The 16,027-nt window shown below is 68.8% G+C and carries 16 protein-coding genes; 15 read left to right on the top strand and 1 reads right to left on the bottom strand.

Features of this window, described 5'->3' with window-relative positions; all coding sequences use genetic code 11:
• Window positions 1–222 precede the first annotated feature (222 nt).
• The 15 genes from WS89_RS22690 (at window position 223) to WS89_RS22620 (ending at window position 13,214) form a co-directional block, all read left to right on the top strand.
• Window positions 223–414: a Flp family type IVb pilin gene (locus WS89_RS22690; protein ID WP_059500031.1), complete on the top strand. Its 192-nt coding sequence runs from the start codon at window positions 223–225 to the stop codon at window positions 412–414.
• A 149-nt stretch (window positions 415–563) separates the two neighbouring features.
• On the top strand, window positions 564–755 hold the full coding sequence (locus tag WS89_RS22685; protein ID WP_059500030.1) for a Flp family type IVb pilin: 192 nt from the start codon (window positions 564–566) through the stop codon (window positions 753–755).
• Between the two features lie 82 nt (window positions 756–837).
• Window positions 838–1,056, top strand: a complete 219-nt coding sequence (locus WS89_RS22680; RefSeq protein ID WP_059500029.1) for a Flp family type IVb pilin — start codon at window positions 838–840, stop codon at window positions 1,054–1,056.
• A 28-nt stretch (window positions 1,057–1,084) separates the two neighbouring features.
• Window positions 1,085–1,624, top strand: coding sequence for an A24 family peptidase (locus WS89_RS22675; RefSeq protein ID WP_059793639.1), 540 nt, complete (start codon window positions 1,085–1,087; stop codon window positions 1,622–1,624).
• Between the two features lie 32 nt (window positions 1,625–1,656).
• Window positions 1,657–3,057: an ATP-binding protein gene (locus WS89_RS22670; RefSeq protein WP_059500027.1), complete on the top strand. Its 1,401-nt coding sequence runs from the start codon at window positions 1,657–1,659 to the stop codon at window positions 3,055–3,057.
• A 35-nt stretch (window positions 3,058–3,092) separates the two neighbouring features.
• Window positions 3,093–3,932, top strand: a complete 840-nt coding sequence (gene cpaB, locus WS89_RS22665) for a Flp pilus assembly protein CpaB (RefSeq protein WP_034209045.1) — start codon at window positions 3,093–3,095, stop codon at window positions 3,930–3,932.
• Window positions 3,933–4,036: 104 nt separating this feature from the next.
• Window positions 4,037–5,971 carry a type II and III secretion system protein family protein gene (locus tag WS89_RS22660; protein ID WP_059793637.1) on the top strand — a complete coding sequence of 645 codons (1,935 nt, stop codon included), beginning with the start codon at window positions 4,037–4,039 and terminating at the stop codon, window positions 5,969–5,971.
• Between the two features lie 20 nt (window positions 5,972–5,991).
• Window positions 5,992–6,288: a hypothetical protein gene (locus tag WS89_RS22655; RefSeq protein ID WP_059500024.1), complete on the top strand. Its 297-nt coding sequence runs from the start codon at window positions 5,992–5,994 to the stop codon at window positions 6,286–6,288.
• Between the two features lie 25 nt (window positions 6,289–6,313).
• Window positions 6,314–7,585, top strand: coding sequence for a pilus assembly protein TadG-related protein (locus tag WS89_RS22650; protein WP_059500023.1), 1,272 nt, complete (start codon window positions 6,314–6,316; stop codon window positions 7,583–7,585).
• 13 nt (window positions 7,586–7,598) lie between these two features.
• Window positions 7,599–8,135, top strand: a complete 537-nt coding sequence (locus tag WS89_RS22645; RefSeq protein ID WP_059500022.1) for a TadE/TadG family type IV pilus assembly protein — start codon at window positions 7,599–7,601, stop codon at window positions 8,133–8,135.
• Window positions 8,132–8,575 carry a TadE/TadG family type IV pilus assembly protein gene (locus WS89_RS22640; RefSeq protein ID WP_059500021.1) on the top strand — a complete coding sequence of 148 codons (444 nt, stop codon included), beginning with the start codon at window positions 8,132–8,134 and terminating at the stop codon, window positions 8,573–8,575. Before WS89_RS22645 ends, WS89_RS22640 begins: the two co-directional genes overlap by 4 nt.
• Before the next feature lie 22 nt (window positions 8,576–8,597).
• Entirely contained in the window at window positions 8,598–9,806 is a 1,209-nt protein-coding gene (locus WS89_RS22635) for an AAA family ATPase (RefSeq protein ID WP_059793636.1), read from the top strand.
• An 18-nt stretch (window positions 9,807–9,824) separates the two neighbouring features.
• Entirely contained in the window at window positions 9,825–11,192 is a 1,368-nt protein-coding gene (locus WS89_RS22630; RefSeq protein ID WP_059793634.1) for a CpaF family protein, read from the top strand.
• 33 nt (window positions 11,193–11,225) lie between these two features.
• A complete protein-coding gene (locus WS89_RS22625; protein ID WP_059793632.1) occupies window positions 11,226–12,203 on the top strand; it encodes a type II secretion system F family protein in 978 nt (325 codons plus the stop codon).
• A gap of 36 nt (window positions 12,204–12,239) precedes the next feature.
• Window positions 12,240–13,214 (top strand): type II secretion system F family protein, encoded by a 975-nt coding sequence (locus WS89_RS22620; RefSeq protein ID WP_059500017.1) that lies wholly within the window; start codon window positions 12,240–12,242, stop codon window positions 13,212–13,214.
• 314 nt (window positions 13,215–13,528) lie between these two features.
• Here the strand turns inward: WS89_RS22620 and WS89_RS22615 are convergent, their stop codons facing one another.
• Entirely contained in the window at window positions 13,529–16,021 is a 2,493-nt protein-coding gene (locus WS89_RS22615; RefSeq protein WP_059793630.1) for a xanthine dehydrogenase family protein molybdopterin-binding subunit, read from the bottom strand.
• Window positions 16,022–16,027 lie beyond the last annotated feature (6 nt).

Below are 16,027 nucleotides of genomic sequence, written 5' to 3'. Positions count from 1 at the left end.
CGTTCCGGTCGATCGACCTGCCCGGTTCATCCGGCCGGCCGACCCGGATGCGCGTCTCTCATGCTCCGCCTCGCCAATACCCGTTCGCACGGACAGGGGTGTGCCTCCCCGTTTCCGCGACTGAGCGTCGGGTTCCGATTTTTCGAGTAGTGCCGGTGGTGCCCACCCCCGAAGTCATGACCGACGAAGGGTATTTCATAGCAGTCCGAAAGGAGAGTGCTCATGTCAAGAATCATCGAAAAGATCGCGTGGTTCGTCCGGGATCAGGACGGCGTGACGGCCATCGAATACGGCCTGATCGCCGCGCTGATCGCGATCGGCATCGTCGTCGCATTGACGACGATCGGTACGGATCTGAAGACCGTGTTCAGCACGATCGCCGCGGATCTGGACTCGGCGGTAGCAGGCATCTGACGGGCGGTACGACGAACGGTTCGCGCGAATCGTCCAAATCGTTCGTCGGCGCCATACGGCATCAACGACATTCCTCGACGTATCGATGCACGGTCGTCCGATCAGCCGGTGCGCGAGGGTTTTGAAAGTCACCACGCAAGGAGATCACCATGTCCAAGCTCATTCAACAAGCCGGCCGTTTCATTCGCGACGAAGACGGCGTGACCGCCATCGAATACGGCCTGATCGCCGCACTGATCGCGGTCGGCATCATCCTCGCGCTGTCGACCATCGGGAAGGACCTCAAGACCGTGTTCAGCACGATCGCGGCCGACCTCGATTCGGCGGTGGCAGGCATCTGATGCACGATGCCGCGGACGGCTCGGCCGGTGCAGCGCTCGAGCCGTCCCTGGCCATCCGATCAACCGGAAACCGGAGACCATCATGCAAGCCATCGCGCGTGTCGCACGTCGCTGGATCGCCGACGAACGGGGTGTGACGTCGATCGAATATGCGTTGCTCGCATCGATGTTCGCCATCGCGGTACTGGGCAGCGTCGTCACGCTGAAGGGCTCGCTCGGCGACGCGTACGAGGCGATCGCAGCGGCCGTGACGGCTGCCGTGGCCACCGCCGTGACCACAGCGTTGTCCATGGTTTCCTGATCCACCGATTCGACCCGCGAGGTTCGCCATGCTTCCCGTTGCGCCGCCTTATCCGGTTCCGTTGTGCGTGACGCTGCTCGCGGTCGCCGCGGCCGGCACCGACATCGCGACCCGTCGCATCCCGAACCGTCTCGTGTTGCTCGGCCTGGCCGGCGCGCTGATTGCGCAGTGCCTGTTGCACGGCGCGCCGGCGGGCGTGCTCGGCTGGCTCGGGGGAGCCGCAACGGGCTTCGGCCTGCTGCTGCCGTTCTACCTGTTGCGCGGGATGGCGGCGGGCGACGTGAAGCTGATGCTCGCGATCGGCGCATGGGTCGGCGCGGAAATGACGTTTTACATCGTGCTGGCCACGTTCCTGGCCGGCGGGATCGGCGCCGTCGCCTACGCGCTGCTGCGCGGGCGGACGCGCCGGATGTGGGCGAACGTGCGCACGCTGATCGTGCGGCGTTCGCAAGCGGCGCGTGCCGAGGCCGACGGCGGCCCCGTCGAGATCGCATCGGTCGGCACGCTGCCGTACGGCGTGGCGATCGCGGCCGGCACGCTGGGCATGCTGTTCGCGTCGTGCGCATAGCGCGGCGAATCCGCAACGAGGACGCAACGATCATGAACACGAACCACACCGAGCCGAGACGCGACGCGCAGGTGGCACGCCTGCCCGATCCGCCGCCGTCGCGCGAGGTCCATACGAAGCTGGGCGCGCAGCTGCCGTCGGCGCCGCGCTCGCTCGCTGAAACGGGGCTCAGCATGGCGTTCGTCGCCGGCCTCGTGCTGAAGTCGACGCTGGTGCTCGGCCGTCCGTCGTACGGCGACCTGGTCGAGCGGCACTGCCTGCCGCTCGCGGTGCTCGACGAGGTGTTTGCATTCCTGGTGCGCGAGCATCTCGTCGAGCTGACCCATCGCGGCGCGACCGATCTCGACGTGACGTTTCGGCTGACCGATGCGGGCCGCGTGCTCGCGCTCGAGGAACGGGAGCGCAGCGGCTACAGCGGGCCCGCGCCGGTGACGCTCGACGCGTATCTCGCGAGCGTGGCCGCGCATTCGGTGCGCAAGCTGCACATCGGCCAGAGCGACGTGTGGGCGGCGTTCGAAGGCGTCGTGATCGACACGGCGGTGCTCGATGCGGCCGCCGCCGCGCTGAACGCGGGCCGGCCGCTGCTGATCTACGGCCCGGCCGGCAGCGGCAAGACCTTTCTCGCCGAGCGGCTCGGCGCGTTGATGCACGGCCGCGTGCCGGTGCCGCACGCGATCTGTGCGGCCGGCGAAGTGATCCAGGTCTACGACCCGCTCGTGCATGTCGACGCGGAAACCGCGAGCGGCGGCCAGTCGGTCGATCGCCGCTGGCGCCTGTGCCGGCGGCCGGTCGTGATGTCCGGCGGCGAGCTGACGCTCGACGAGCTCGATCTGCGTCGCGACGAAGCGGCCGGCTTCTACCAGGCACCGCCGCACATGAAGGCGAACATGGGCATGTACGTCGTCGACGATCTCGGCCGCCAGCGTGTCGAGCCGCGCGACCTGCTCAATCGCTGGCTGCGTCCGCTCGATCGCGGCGACGATTTCATGACGCTCGAATCCGGCAACCGCTTCGTGCTGCCGTTCGACGTATGGCCGGTGTTTTCGAGCAACCTCGCGCCGGAGCAGTTCTGCGACGACGCATTCATGCGCCGCCTCGGCTCGAAGCTGCACGTCGGCGCGATGTCGATCGACGACTACCGCGCGGTGTACGACGCGGCTTGCGCATCGCTCGGGCTCGTGTCGGCGAGCGATGCGTTCGACTTCCTGCTGCATCGGCTGCACCTGCCGACCGGCAAGGCGTTTCTCGCGTGCTTCCCGGCGGACCTGCTGCGCCTCGTGGCCGCCGGCGCGCGTTATCGCGGCGATCCGCCCGAGGTGACGCACGACGCGCTGTACGACGCGTGGGCGAGTTACTTCGGTGCGGCGCCCGAGCGGGACGGCAGCCATCCGCCGCCCGTCGAGCGCGCAGGCCGTACGTTCGTCACCGGTTGAGCGGTTTCTTTCACGATTCGTCGAGGAGCATTGCCATGAAAAACAGTCGAGCGCTCATGATGCTGGTCGTCGCGATGATCGCGGGTCTTGCCGCGGTCGTGTTCGCGTCCCACTGGCTGGTACAGACGTCCACGAGCTCGGTCACGTCCGTTGCGGTCGCCAGCACCGACCTGAACCTGGGCGAGCCGCTCGGGCCGAACCAGATCCACATGGTGAGCTGGCCGTCGGGCAGCGTGCCGACCGGCGCGTTCACCGATACGAAGGCGCTCGAAGGGCGCGTCGTGCGCACCAGCCTCGCACGCGGCGAGCCGGTGATCGAATCGAAGCTCGCACCGGTCGGCACGAAGGGCGGGCTGTCCGCGGTGATCGCCGATGGCAGCCGCGCGATCACGGTGCGCGTGAACGACGTGGTCGGCGTCGCCGGCTTCGCGCTGCCGGGCAACTACGTCGACGTGATCGTCAACACGCAGGAACAGCAGGGCAAGACCGACGGGCAGAGCATCTCCAAGATCGTGCTCGAGCACATCCTCGTGCTCGCCGTCGCGCAGCAGGTGAGCCGCGACGACACGGCGCCGAAGGTGGTCAACGCGGTGACGCTGGAAGTCACGCCCGAGCAGGCCGAACGGCTCGACGTCGCACGCAGCGTCGGCACGCTGTCGCTCGTGCTGCGCAATCAGGTCGACCAGAAGACGCTGAACACGGACGGCGCGACCAAGCTGACGCTGCTCGGCAAGGCGCCCGCACCCGAAGCGCAGCCCGCGCCCGTCCGCGCGCGGCCGGTTCGCGTGCACGTCGCGTCGCATGCGGCGCCGGAAGCGCGGCGCGATTGCGTCGGCGTGCTGACCGGCGTGAAGGGCAGCGTCGAGTGTTTCTGAAGCAGATCGAATCAGCCACACCAACAAACCGGCCACCGGCAACGCGCGGCGGCCCTGGAAGTCGATAACCGGCACGGCGCCGGTCTCTCGGGGGATCAGACGAAATGAAGATCAAACCGCAACGCACAGGTACCGGCCCGCTACGCACACGCGTCGCACGGGGCACGACGATGGCCGCGATCCTTTGTTCGGGATGGCTGACCGTGTATGGCGCACTCGCGCAGGAAGGCGTCGAATCGGCGGTGCTGACGAAGGGCGGCGCCAGCGCGCCGGCCGCGGCCGGCAAGGGGCCGATGCAGATGACGATCAGCATGGCGCCGATGCCGGCCGCCGCGCCAGCCGCGTCGGCAGGGCCGCTGCGCGGGCCGAACTGCGTCGGCGCGGTGCGCGAATCGACCAGCGTCGCCGTGCCGCTCGGCAAGTCGCTGCTGGTGCCGATGCCCGAGCCGGTCCGCAACCGGACGATCGGCAATCCGGCCGTCGCGCAGGCGACGATGGTGTCGCCGCAGACGCTGTACATCCTCGGGCTCGCGGTCGGCACGACCAACATGATCGTGCAGGGCAGGAGCGGCGCATGTCGCGTGATCGACGTCGCGGTCGGCGCGGACGCCGGCGGCCTGCAGGCGTCGCTGCTGCAACTGATGCCGAACGAGCGAGACATCCACGTGTCGACCGCGGCCGGCACGATCGTGCTGGCCGGCACGGTGTCGAGCTCGCAGGCCGCGCAGCAGGCCGTGCAGATCGCCCATGCGTACGGCGACAGCGCGGGCGATGCCGCGGGTGGCGGCAAGCAGGGCGGCGGCGTGCTCAACATGCTGAACGTCACGTCGCCGCAGCAGGTGATGCTGGAGGTGAAGGTGGCCGAGGTGTCGAAGACGCTGATCAACCAGATGGGCAGCGCGTTCAACATCCAGGGCGGGTTCGGTTCGTGGAGCGGCGCGCTGGTCAGCAACCTGCTCGCGGGCGTCGCGAGCGGCGCCGTGTTCAACAAGGCGAACAACAGGCCGTTCAGCATCGCGGCCGACGCGCAGAATACCGACAACCTCGTCAAGATCCTCGCGGAGCCGAACCTCGTGACGATCAGCGGCCAGGAAGCGACGTTCCTCGCGGGCGGCAAGATCTTCATCCCGATCCCGCAGAGCAGCGGCAACGGCACGTCGTCGATCACGCTGCAGGAAGAGGAATTCGGCGTCGCGCTGAAGTTCACGCCGACGGTGCTGGCCAACGGCCGGATCAGCCTGAAGGTCGCGCCGGAAGTGTCGGAGCTGTCGCAGACGGGCGTCACGCTGAGCGCGACCAACATCGGCGGCACGTCGATCCTGCCGCTGATCACGACGCGGCGCGCGTCGACGACGGTGCAGATGAGCGACGGCGAATCGTTCGCGATCGGCGGGCTGATCAAGGACAACGCGACCGGCGCGCTGAAGGCGATCCCGGGCGTCGGCGAAGTGCCGGTGCTCGGCGCGCTGTTCCGCAGCACGTCGTTCCAGCAGGATCGCACCGAGCTGATCTTCCTGATCACGCCGCACCTGGTGAAGCCGCTGCAGACGGCGGATGTCGCGCTGCCGACCGACAGCTTCTCGAAGCCGAACGAAGCCGACGTGTATGCGACCGGCAACATGGAAGGCCGCGGCGGCGTGCGCAAGGCAGGCGCGCAGCCGAAGCAACCCGCGAACGGCGCGGCCGCCGCCCCGCAGACGCCGGCCCAGGCGCCCGCGCCCACTCCGGCACCGCAATCGGAAGCGCCGGTCGCACCGGCCGCGCTGCCCGCGCCGCGCGTGCCGCAAGACGCCGACGTGCAGCCGCCGGTACCGGCCGAGCCGCCGAAGGCGCCGGCGCCGGTCGCGGCCGCCGCCCCGCAGTCCGACCCGGCCACCGCGGCGCGTGTCGCGCGCATCGAAGCCGCCGCCGCGCGCCTCGCGGCCGCCGGCCCCGAGCCGTCGGCTCAGCCGGCGGCGCGACCGAAACGTCGGATCGCGGCGGCGCCCAACGCGCAGATTGCGCGTGCGGCCACGGAACCCCAGTCCACCGATCGTTGAAGCCATCCAAGGGGAAGCTCATGAAATCCGCCTACCTCGTATTCGCGCGCCGTGCGGCGCTTGCCGTCCCGCTCGCGTTCGCGCTTGCCGGCTGCATGTCGTCGACCCCGGTGTGGGACAGCCGCTTCGGCGACTCGGTCCGCACCGTGATGCAGGCCCAGATCATCGATCCGCATGCCGGCGAACATCCGGCATCGGCGTCGGGGGTCGACGGCCGCGCCGCCGCGGCCGCGCTCGACAACTACGACAAGTCGTTCAAGCAGACCGTGCCGCCCGCCAATGCGTTCGTGATCGGCATCGGCAAGGCCACCCAGTAACGACGGCACGCTCAGGGAGAACGCCATGAACAGCGCAGCCCGCCATCCGAAAGTCACGCGTCGCAGCCTGCACCGCCAGCGCGGTGCCGTCGCGATCATCGTCGGCCTTTCGCTGGCGGTGATGATCGGATTCGTCGGGCTCGCGCTGGATCTCGGCAAGCTGTACGTCACGCGCAGCGAACTGCAGAACAGCGCCGATGCGTGCGCGCTGTCGGCTGCGCGCGACCTGACTTCGGCGATCAGCCTGTCGGTGGCCGAAGCCGACGGCATCGCAGCCGGCCACCTGAATTTCGTGTTTTTCCAGAAGAAGCCGGTGCAGATGTCGACGAACGCGAACGTCACGTTCAGCGATACGCTGAGCAACCCGTTCCTGGCCAAGAATGCGGTCACGACGCCGTCGAACATCAAGTATGTGAAGTGCACCGCGACGCTGAGCAACATCGCGCACTGGTTCATCGAAGTGCTGAACGTGTTGCCGGGCACGAAGCTCGCGAATGCGGCGGAAGTGTCGGCGAGCGCGATCGCGACCGTCGGCGGCGGGCAGACGACCTGTGCGATTCCCGTGTTCGTCTGCCGTGGCCCGTCCGATCCGGCCTACAAGGTCGGCGACTGGATCTCGTCGCCGTCCGGGTCGTCGTCGACCTACGGGCCCGGCAATTTCGGCTGGGCGGCGCTCGACGGTTCGACGAACGAGACGACGCTCGCGAGCGAGCTGTCGGGCAATACCTGCAACATCACAAGCCCGCCGGACCTGAGCACCACCGGCCTGAAGTCGGCGGCGCAGCGTGCGTGGAATACGCGCTTCGGCATCTATACGAACGGCGCGAACGGCTCGAGCGGCCAGCCCGACTTCACCGGCTACGCGTATGTCGGGCCGAACTATGGGCCGCCCGGAACGGCAGGCATCAAGGGTGACGCGTACACGCAGTTCGTGGCCGACCGCGCGAGCTTCAAGCCTTACCAGGGCGACGGTGCACCGCCGTCGGGCAGCGGCATCGCGACCAACGGCACGGCGACGGCGAGCAACTACACGACGTACGGCAGCGACCGGCGCCTCGCGCTCGCACCGGAAGGCGACTGTTCGACGCTGAAGGGCAGCAGCGGCAAGGTCCACGTCACGCAATGGGATTGCGTGCTGATGCTCGATCCGCTCCCGTTCAGCGCCGGCAGCGGCCCGGTCGTCGCGCACCTCGAATACCTCGGCTCGTCGGTTTCCGGCAACAACCCGTGCGCGACGCACGGCTTGCCGGGCAGCGGCAGCGCGTCGGGCACCCAGGTGCCGATGCTCGTTCAATAGCGGAGAGACGATCATGAAGAAGCTGCCGATTCGTCGTTCGCGCACCCGCGGCGCCGTCGCCGTCGAGTTCGCGCTCGTGCTGATGCCGATGATCCTGCTGGCGACCGGCGTGGCCGAGTTCGGCCGGGCGATCTACCAGTACGAGACGCTGACCAAGGCGACCCGCGACGCGGCGCGCTACCTGTCGGTCTGGTTGCCGACAGACAGCGCGTATCCGGTGTCGCAGGCGCAGTGCCTGGTCGTGTACGGCAGCACGACGTGCGGCTCGTCGGGCACCGAGCTGGTGCCGGGACTCACGACGTCGATGGTCACGATCTGCGACGCCCAGCGCACGACCGGCTGCAGCGACGGGTCCGACCCGTCGCAGTTCGCGAACCTGCCGACCTACGACGCGGACAACAACAATTCGTCGAGCGGCGCGGCGGCGGGCGCGATCAACGTCGTCGAAGTGAAGATCAGCGGCTACAAGTATCAGCCGATTCCCGCGTATCCGGCGCTGCCGTCGATCACCTTCGGCAACATCGTCACCGTGATGAGGCAAGTGTCATGAACGCGCGCCGGTTTCCGCGGTCACGCCGGCGCGCGCAGCGCGGCGCGGCGATCGTCGAATTCGCCCTCATCGCGATGGTGCTGATCATGCTGCTGATCGGCATCTTCGAATTCGGCCGCGTGCTGTTCTACTGGAACACCGCGAGCGAAGCCGTGCGCCTCGGCGCACGCACGGCGGTGGTCTGCGACGTGAACGCCGCGGGCATCGTGAAGCGCGTGCGATCGCTGCTGCCGCTGCTGTCGGACGCGAACGTGTCGGTCAACTACACGCCTTCGAGTTGCGACATCAACACGTGCTCGTTCGTCACGGTGAGCGTCACGAACGTCACCGTCAAGACCATGATTCCGTTCGTGAACGTCACGGTCAGGATGCCGCCGTTCACGACGACGCTGCCGCGCGAAAGCCTGAGCTCCGCGACGGGCGGCTCCGCCTGCAACTGATCGAACACACGAGGCACACGACATGATCAATATCCTCGTAGCTTCCGACGATACCGTGCGGCTTTCGCAGCTCGCGCGTCTCGTGGCCGACAGCGGACGCTATCGCACGACGCGCGCCACCGGCCGCCCGTCGCAGATCGAACATCGCACCGACGGGCTCGACGCGTTCGACGTTCTGCTGATCGACGGCACGTCGCTCGATCCGTTCGAGCTGTCGGCGATCGAGCGCATCTGCCGCGCGCACGCGAGCCTGACCTGCATCCTCGTGACGGCCGACGCATCGCCGCACGTGCTGCTCGACGCGATGCGCGCCGGCGCGCGCGACGTGCTGCAGTGGCCGCTCGATTTGCAGGCGCTCGGCAACGCGCTCGAACGGGCGGCCGCGCAAAGCACGCGGCGCGATACCGACGACACGCGGATCGTGTCGTTCATGTCGTGCAAGGGTGGGGCCGGTACGAGCTTCGCGGCCGGCAACGTCGCGTTCGAGATCGCCGAGGGCTTCAAGCGCCGCGTGCTGCTGATCGACGTGAACCAGCAGTTCGCCGACGCGGCATTCCTCGTCAGCGACGAAACCCCGCCATCGACGCTGCCGCAGCTGTGCGCGCAGATCGAGCGGCTCGACAGCGCGTTTCTCGACGCGAGCGTCGCGCACGTGACGGAGAATTTCCACGTGCTGGCCGGCGCCGGCGACCCGTTCAAGGCCGCCGAGGTGCGCGAGGACGCGCTCGAATGGATACTCGGCGTCGCCGCGCCGCGCTACGACTTCGTGATCTTCGACGTCGGCGTCGGCATCAACCCGCTGTCGATGGTCGCGCTCGATCGCAGCGACCAGATCCAGATCGTGCTGCAGCCTGCGATGCCGCACGTGCGCGCCGGCCGCCGGCTGCTGGAGATGCTCGTGTCGCTCGGCTATTCGACCGACCGGTTGCGGCTGATCGTGAACCGCGCGACGCGCGCGAGCGAGCGGACCCGCACCGCGCTCGAGGAAGTGCTCGGCCTGCAGGCGGCCTGCACGATTCCCGACGACGCCGACACCGTGCTCGAAGCGATCAACCAGGGCCATCCGGTGTCGCGGCTCGCGCGCGGCTCGGCGATCACGCGTGCATTGCAGGGGTGCGCGAAGCAACTCGTCGACGGAGAAGTGCGCGCGGGACGCAGCGCGACGCACACCGAACCGTTGATGTCCCGGTTGTTCGGCCGCAAGGCCACGCCGAAGCTCAAGTCGATGTAATTCTTTCGGGGAACCGCCATGTCATTGCGCGAACAGATGTCCTTGCACCGGGCCCAGCCGATGGCGGCGGGCAGCGAACCGGCCGGCCCGGCCCATTCGTCGGTGCGCGACGCATACCAGAAGCTGCGCCGCCAAATTCACCTGGCCGTGCTCGAGCGCGTGGAGCTCGAGCGCCTGTCGCGGCTGCATCAGGACCAGGTCCGCATGGAAATCGGCGCGCTGATCGCGCGCATCCTCGACGAGGAACGGCTGCCCGCGAACGACATCGAGCGGCGGCAGCTCGCGATCGACGTGTACGACGAGATGTTCGGCTTCGGCCCGCTCGAAGCGCTGCTGCGCGACCCCGGCATTTCCGACATCCTCGTGAACACCTGCCGGCAGGTCTACGTCGAGCGCTGCGGGCAGCTCGAACTGACCGACGTGACGTTCTACGACGACGCGCACCTGATGAAGGTGATCGAGAAGATCGTGTCGCGCGTCGGCCGCCGTATCGACGAATCGAGCCCGATGGTCGACGCGCGGCTGCCGGACGGTTCGCGCGTGAACGCGATCATCCCGCCGTCCGCGATCGACGGGCCGCTGATGTCGATCCGGCGCTTCGCGGTCAACCCGCTGAAGATGGACGACCTGGTGCGCTTCCACAGCCTGACGCCGCCGATGGCCGAACTGCTCGACGCGCTGGCGCGTGCGAAGGTGAACGTGCTGGTGTCGGGCGGCACCGGCAGCGGCAAGACGACGCTGCTCAACATCCTGTCCGGCTTCATTCCGCGCAACGAGCGGATCGTGACGATCGAGGACGCCGCCGAGCTGCAACTGCAGCAGCCGCACGTGCTGCGGCTCGAAACACGGCCGCCGAACATCGAAGGCAAGGGCGAGATCACGCAGCGCACGCTGGTGCGCAATGCGCTGCGGATGCGCCCGGACCGGATCATCCTCGGCGAAGTGCGCGGCGCCGAAGCGCTCGACATGCTCAACGCGATGAACACCGGCCACGAAGGCTCGCTCGCGACGATCCACGCGAACACGCCGCGCGATGCGCTGACGCGGCTCGAGAACATGGTCAGCGTATCCGGCCTGACGCTGCCGCCGAAGACGATGCGCCAGCAGATCGCGTCGGCGATCTCGGTGGTCGTGCAGGCGGCGCGGCTCACGGACGGCAAGCGCAAGATCGTCAGCATCCAGGAACTGACCGGGATGGAAGGCGACATCATCAACATGCAGGAGATCTTCACGTTCAAGCGCACGGGCGTGGACCGCGACGGGGCGGTGCGCGGCCACTTCTGCGCGACCGGCGTGCGGCCGAAGTTCGTCGAGCGGCTGCTGGCGTTCGGCATCGACCTGCCGGATTCGCTGTACGACCCGTCCGTGCGTTACGAGACGGACTGACGCCAGGGCGCCGTGTGCTGCCGGGGAGGCCTCATGAATGCGATCTTTTACGGTTTCGTGATTCTCACCTTCGTCGCGGTCGTGCTGTCGATCGAAGGCATCTATCAATGGTGGAACGCGCGGCACGGCGCCGCCGCCCGCCGGATCGAATCGCGCATCCGCGCGATGTCGGCCGGCGGCAACGTCCAGCAGGAGCGGCTGTCGATCCTGAAGAAGCGGATGCTCGACGAGTCGAAACCGTTCGACCGGCTGCTGCTGCGCCTGCCGCGCGTGCACGCGCTCGATCTCGTGATCCAGCAGTCGGGCCTCGACTGGACGCTGCCGAAGCTGATCGCGCTCGGCGCAACGTTCGCGGCGCTCACGTGGTTCGCGGCGAGCTTCGCAAGGTTGCCGCAACTCGCCGCAGTGCCGATCGCGCTGTTCGCCGGGTGGGTGCCGATGATGTACGTGCTGCGCTGTCGCGCCCGTCGGATGCGCAAGCTCGAGCGGCAGTTGCCGGACATCTGCGACATGATCGCGCGCGCGCTGCGTTCCGGTCATTCCTTCACGAGCACGCTCGGGATGGTCGGCGACGAGTTTTCCGAGCCGATGGGCGGCGAATTCCGCGTCACGTTCGACGAGGTCAACTACGGCGTGTCGCTGCACGACGCGCTGATGAATCTCGCGACGCGCGTACCGGTGCAGGACCTGCGCTACTTCGTGATCGCGGTGCTGATCCAGCGCGAGACGGGCGGCAACCTGGCCGAGCTGCTGGACAGCATCGCCGGGCTGATCCGCGAGCGCTTCAAGCTGTTCGACAAGGTGCGCGTGCTGTCGGCGGAAGGGCGGCTGTCGGCGTGGATTCTCGGGCTCTTGCCGTTCGGCACCGCGGCGGTGATGGCACTGCTGAACCGCGAGTTCCTGTCGGTGCTCTGGGAGGATCCGGCCGGGATCCGGATGGTCGGCACGATGCTGGTGTCGATGCTGTTCGGCCTGTTCTGGATCCGCCGAATCGTGCGCATTCGCGTCTGACGCGCGAGCCGAATAACGAACCGTTGCGAGGCTGTCATGCAAAACCTGAGCGTGGTCCAGGCCGTGATGCTGGGCGGCTTGTTCATCTTCGTGGCCGGCGGCGTGCTCGTCGCGATGCTGCTGTTCGCGCCGCGCGGCATCCAGCGCCGGATCCAGCAGGCCGGCGGGGCCGGGGCGGGCGCCGTCGCCGGCCCGGGCGACGGCGACGACATGGCGTCGCGCTGGGTCGCGAAGCTGGTCGAGCTGTCCACCCCGATCTCGAAACTGTCGGTGCCGAAGGAGGGCTGGGAGAATTCGCCGCTGCGCATCCGGCTGATGAACGCCGGCTGGCGCAACCAGAGCGCGGCCGCGCTGTATTTCACCGCGAAGACGATGCTCGCGCTCGGCCTGCCGTGCGCGGCGCTGCTGGTGCTGATCACGACGCCGCTCGGCGACGAGCGTGCGCTGCTGTCGGTGATCCTCGTGGCGCTCGCCGGCATCGGCTACTACATCCCGAACGTCGTGCTGTCGCAACGGGTCAAGGTGCGTCAGCAGAAGATCTTCGAGGATTTCCCGGACGCGCTCGACCTGCTGACGGTGTGCGTCGAGGCGGGGCTCGGGCTCGACGCGGCGCTGATGAAGGTGAGCGGGGAGCTGCGGTTTCGCAGCGAGGCGGTCGCGAGCGAGCTCGACCTGCTGCTGCTCGAGATGCGCTCCGGCTTCACGAAGGAGACGGCGCTGCGCAATCTCGCGCTGCGCACCGGCGTGGAGGATATCGAATCGTTCTGCGCGATGCTGATCCAGGCCGATCGGTTCGGCACGAGCATCGGCGAATCGCTGCGCGTGCTGTCGGACATGCTGCGCACGCGGCGCCGGATGCGCGCGGAGGAACGCGCGGCGAAGATCGCGCTGAAGCTGCTGTTCCCGCTGATCTTCTGCATTTTCCCCGCGCTGATGGTGGTGCTGCTCGGCCCGGCGATGATTCACGTCTATCGCGTGCTGCTGCCGACGTTCGTCGGCATCGCGCAGTGAGCGGCGGGGCGCGACGGCTTCACCTGCATCGATCGCGATCGTGCGTGCCGGCCCCGGGCGATCCGGCGGCCGGCACGGCAACAGGCTTCATGGAGGCTTCCTCCCCGGGCGGTGCCGCGAGACAGGTCGACCATAGCGGCGTCGATGCATCCCGGACCCATGGTCGGCCATGGAACAAGCCGTAGTCCACCGCCTTCGCGGCTGCCCCCTACTGCTAACCGGTTGAAGCGGCGGCGCCCCGTATCGGGGCGGCCGGCGCACGGTGCATCACTGAAAACGACTGCCGGGATCGACCGCGCGCCGGATCGTCTACGTCACACCGTGCCTTTCTTCAGATCCTCGATGCACGGAATCCCGGCGCGCCGTTTCGGCCGCAGGAATTTCGGCACGGCGGGTGCCTGGCCGACGCCTGCATGGCTTTGGTCGGCCTTGGGCTTCAACGCGGCCCGCTTGGCCTTGTGCGGCATCCGGCAGCCGCCGGCCGGCAGGTCGCCGTACGGATCCTCTTCGACGGCCGCAGCAGGGGCCTCCGGCATCGCGGGGGCGGCCGATGCGACCAGCATCGGCGCGAACGGCAACGCACGCATCCGTTCGCCGGTCAGCACGAACGCACCGTTGGCCACCGCCGGCGCGATCGGCGGCACGCCGGCGTCGCTCAACCCGGTCGGCTGGGCGTCCGACGGCACGAAGAAGACGTCCACCGGCGGCGCTTCCTGCATGCGCACGGGCGGATAGTCGGCGAAACCGGCGTTGCGTACCGCGCCATGGTCGACGTCGATCGCGAAGCCCGGCTTCGTCGTCGAGAGGCCGAACAGCGCGCCGCCCTGGATCTGCGCTTCCGCACCGGTCGGGTTGACGATGCGGCCCGCATACACGCCTGCCGTCACGCGATGCACGCGCGGCTGCTGCGCCTGGATCGACACCTCCGTCACGTACGCGACGACCGAGCCGGCGGTTTCGTGCATCGCGACGCCCCATGCGTGCCCGGCCGGCAGCGTGCGCGTGCCGTAGCCGGACTTGTCGACGGCCAGCGCGAGCGCCTGGCGATGCGGCGCGTGCTCGGGGCCGGTCAGCCGCGCCATCCGGTACGCGACCGGGTCCTGGCGCGCCGAGTGCGCGAGCTCGTCGACCAGCGTTTCCATCACGAACGCCGTATGCGTATGGCCGCCCGAACGCCACGACTGGACCGGCACGTCGGCGTCGGTCTGATGGACCGACACCTGCATCGGGAAGCCGTACGGGCTGTTCGCGACGCCGTCGGTCAGGCTGGGATCGGTGCCGCGCCTGAGCATCGCCGTGCGCTCGAGCGGCGAGCCCTTCAGCACCGACTGGCCGACGACGACGTGCTGCCAGTCGCGCACGGCGCCGCTGCCGTCGACGCCGATGTCGACGCGATGCAGCACCATCGGGCGGTAATAGCCGCCGCGCAGATCGTCCTCGCGCGACCAGATCGTCTTGACCGGGCCGAGATGGCCGGCGGCGAGGTACGCGGACGACACGCGGGCGGCTTCGACCACGTAGTCCGACGTGGGCGTCGAGCGGCGGCCGTAGTCGCCGCCCGTCGTCAGCGTGAATATCTGGACTTTCTCCGGCGCGACGCCGAGCGCTTTCGCAACGGCCGCGCGGTCGGCGGTCTGCAGCGACGAGCCGCCCCAGATCTTGATCCCGCACGCGCAGCTCGCCGGCCCGACGTCGACCGTGCAGCTGAGCGGCTCCATCGCCGCGTGCGCGAGATACGGAAATTCGTAGTCCTTCTGGATCCGCGTCGCCGCCGGCGGCGCGCTGCCGGCGTCGGCCGTGCGCACCACGGTCCCCGGCGTGCCGGCGAGCTGCTTGTACGCCTGCATCTGTTCGGCGGACGTGACGGTCGAGCCGGCATCCTTCCACGTGATCTTCAGCGCATCGCGGCCGAGCTTGGCCGGCCAGTAGCCGTTCGCGATCACGGCCACGCCGGTGCCGCCGCGATCGGTCGGGATCTCGACGACCTCGATCACGCCCTTGACGGCCCGGGCCGCCGCCGCGTCGTAGCTCGCGACCTTGCCGCCGAAGCGCGGCGGGCGCGCGACCACGGCCACCATCGTGTCCGGCAGGCTCCAGTCCATTCCATACTTGAGCGTGCCGTCGAGCATCGCGCGCGCGTCGACGCGCGGTGTCGGCTTGCCGATCAGGCGGAACTGATCCGGCGACTTCAACGGCACCCGCTGCGGGACCGGCATCGCCATCGCGGCCGGTGCGAGCTCGCCATAGGTCGCGCGGTAATTGCCCGACGTCACGACGCCATTCGCGGTCCGGCATGTGGAGGGATCGACGTTCCAGCGCTGCGCGGCCGCGGCGACGAGCATCGCGCGGGCAGACGCGCCGAGTTCGCGGTATTGCGCGAACGAGTGATTGACCGACGTCGAGCCGGCCGTCATCTGGATGCCCGTCACCGGATCCTTGTACGGCTCGCCGGCCGGCGCGAGCACGGTGCGCACGTTGCGCCAGTCGGCGTCGAGCTCGTCGGCCAGCGCCATCGGCAGCGCGGTGCTGACGCCCTGGCCGGATTCCGTCCGGTTGACGGCGACGGTCACGGTGTTGTCCGGCGCGATGATCAGGAATGCTTGCGGAGGCGAAGCCGGCGCGGTCTTGCCCGCTTGCGCCGCGGCGCGCGTCGGCGCGATGCCGAGCGCGAGGCAGCCGCTCGCCGCCATCGTCAGCTTCAGGAAGCCGCGCCGGCCGAGCATCGGAGCATCGGCTCCGGTGGCGGGCGGCGCGTCGCGGCGGGAGGCGTCGGCGCTTGCCGGGCGCCCGAAAGTGCGGATACGCATGGTCAC

The organism is Burkholderia sp. MSMB1072 (genome assembly GCF_001524725.1).
Classification (GTDB): domain Bacteria; phylum Pseudomonadota; class Gammaproteobacteria; order Burkholderiales; family Burkholderiaceae; genus Burkholderia.
Note: the sequence above shows the minus strand (reverse complement) of the source record. Positions and strands in the feature narration are given on the sequence as shown.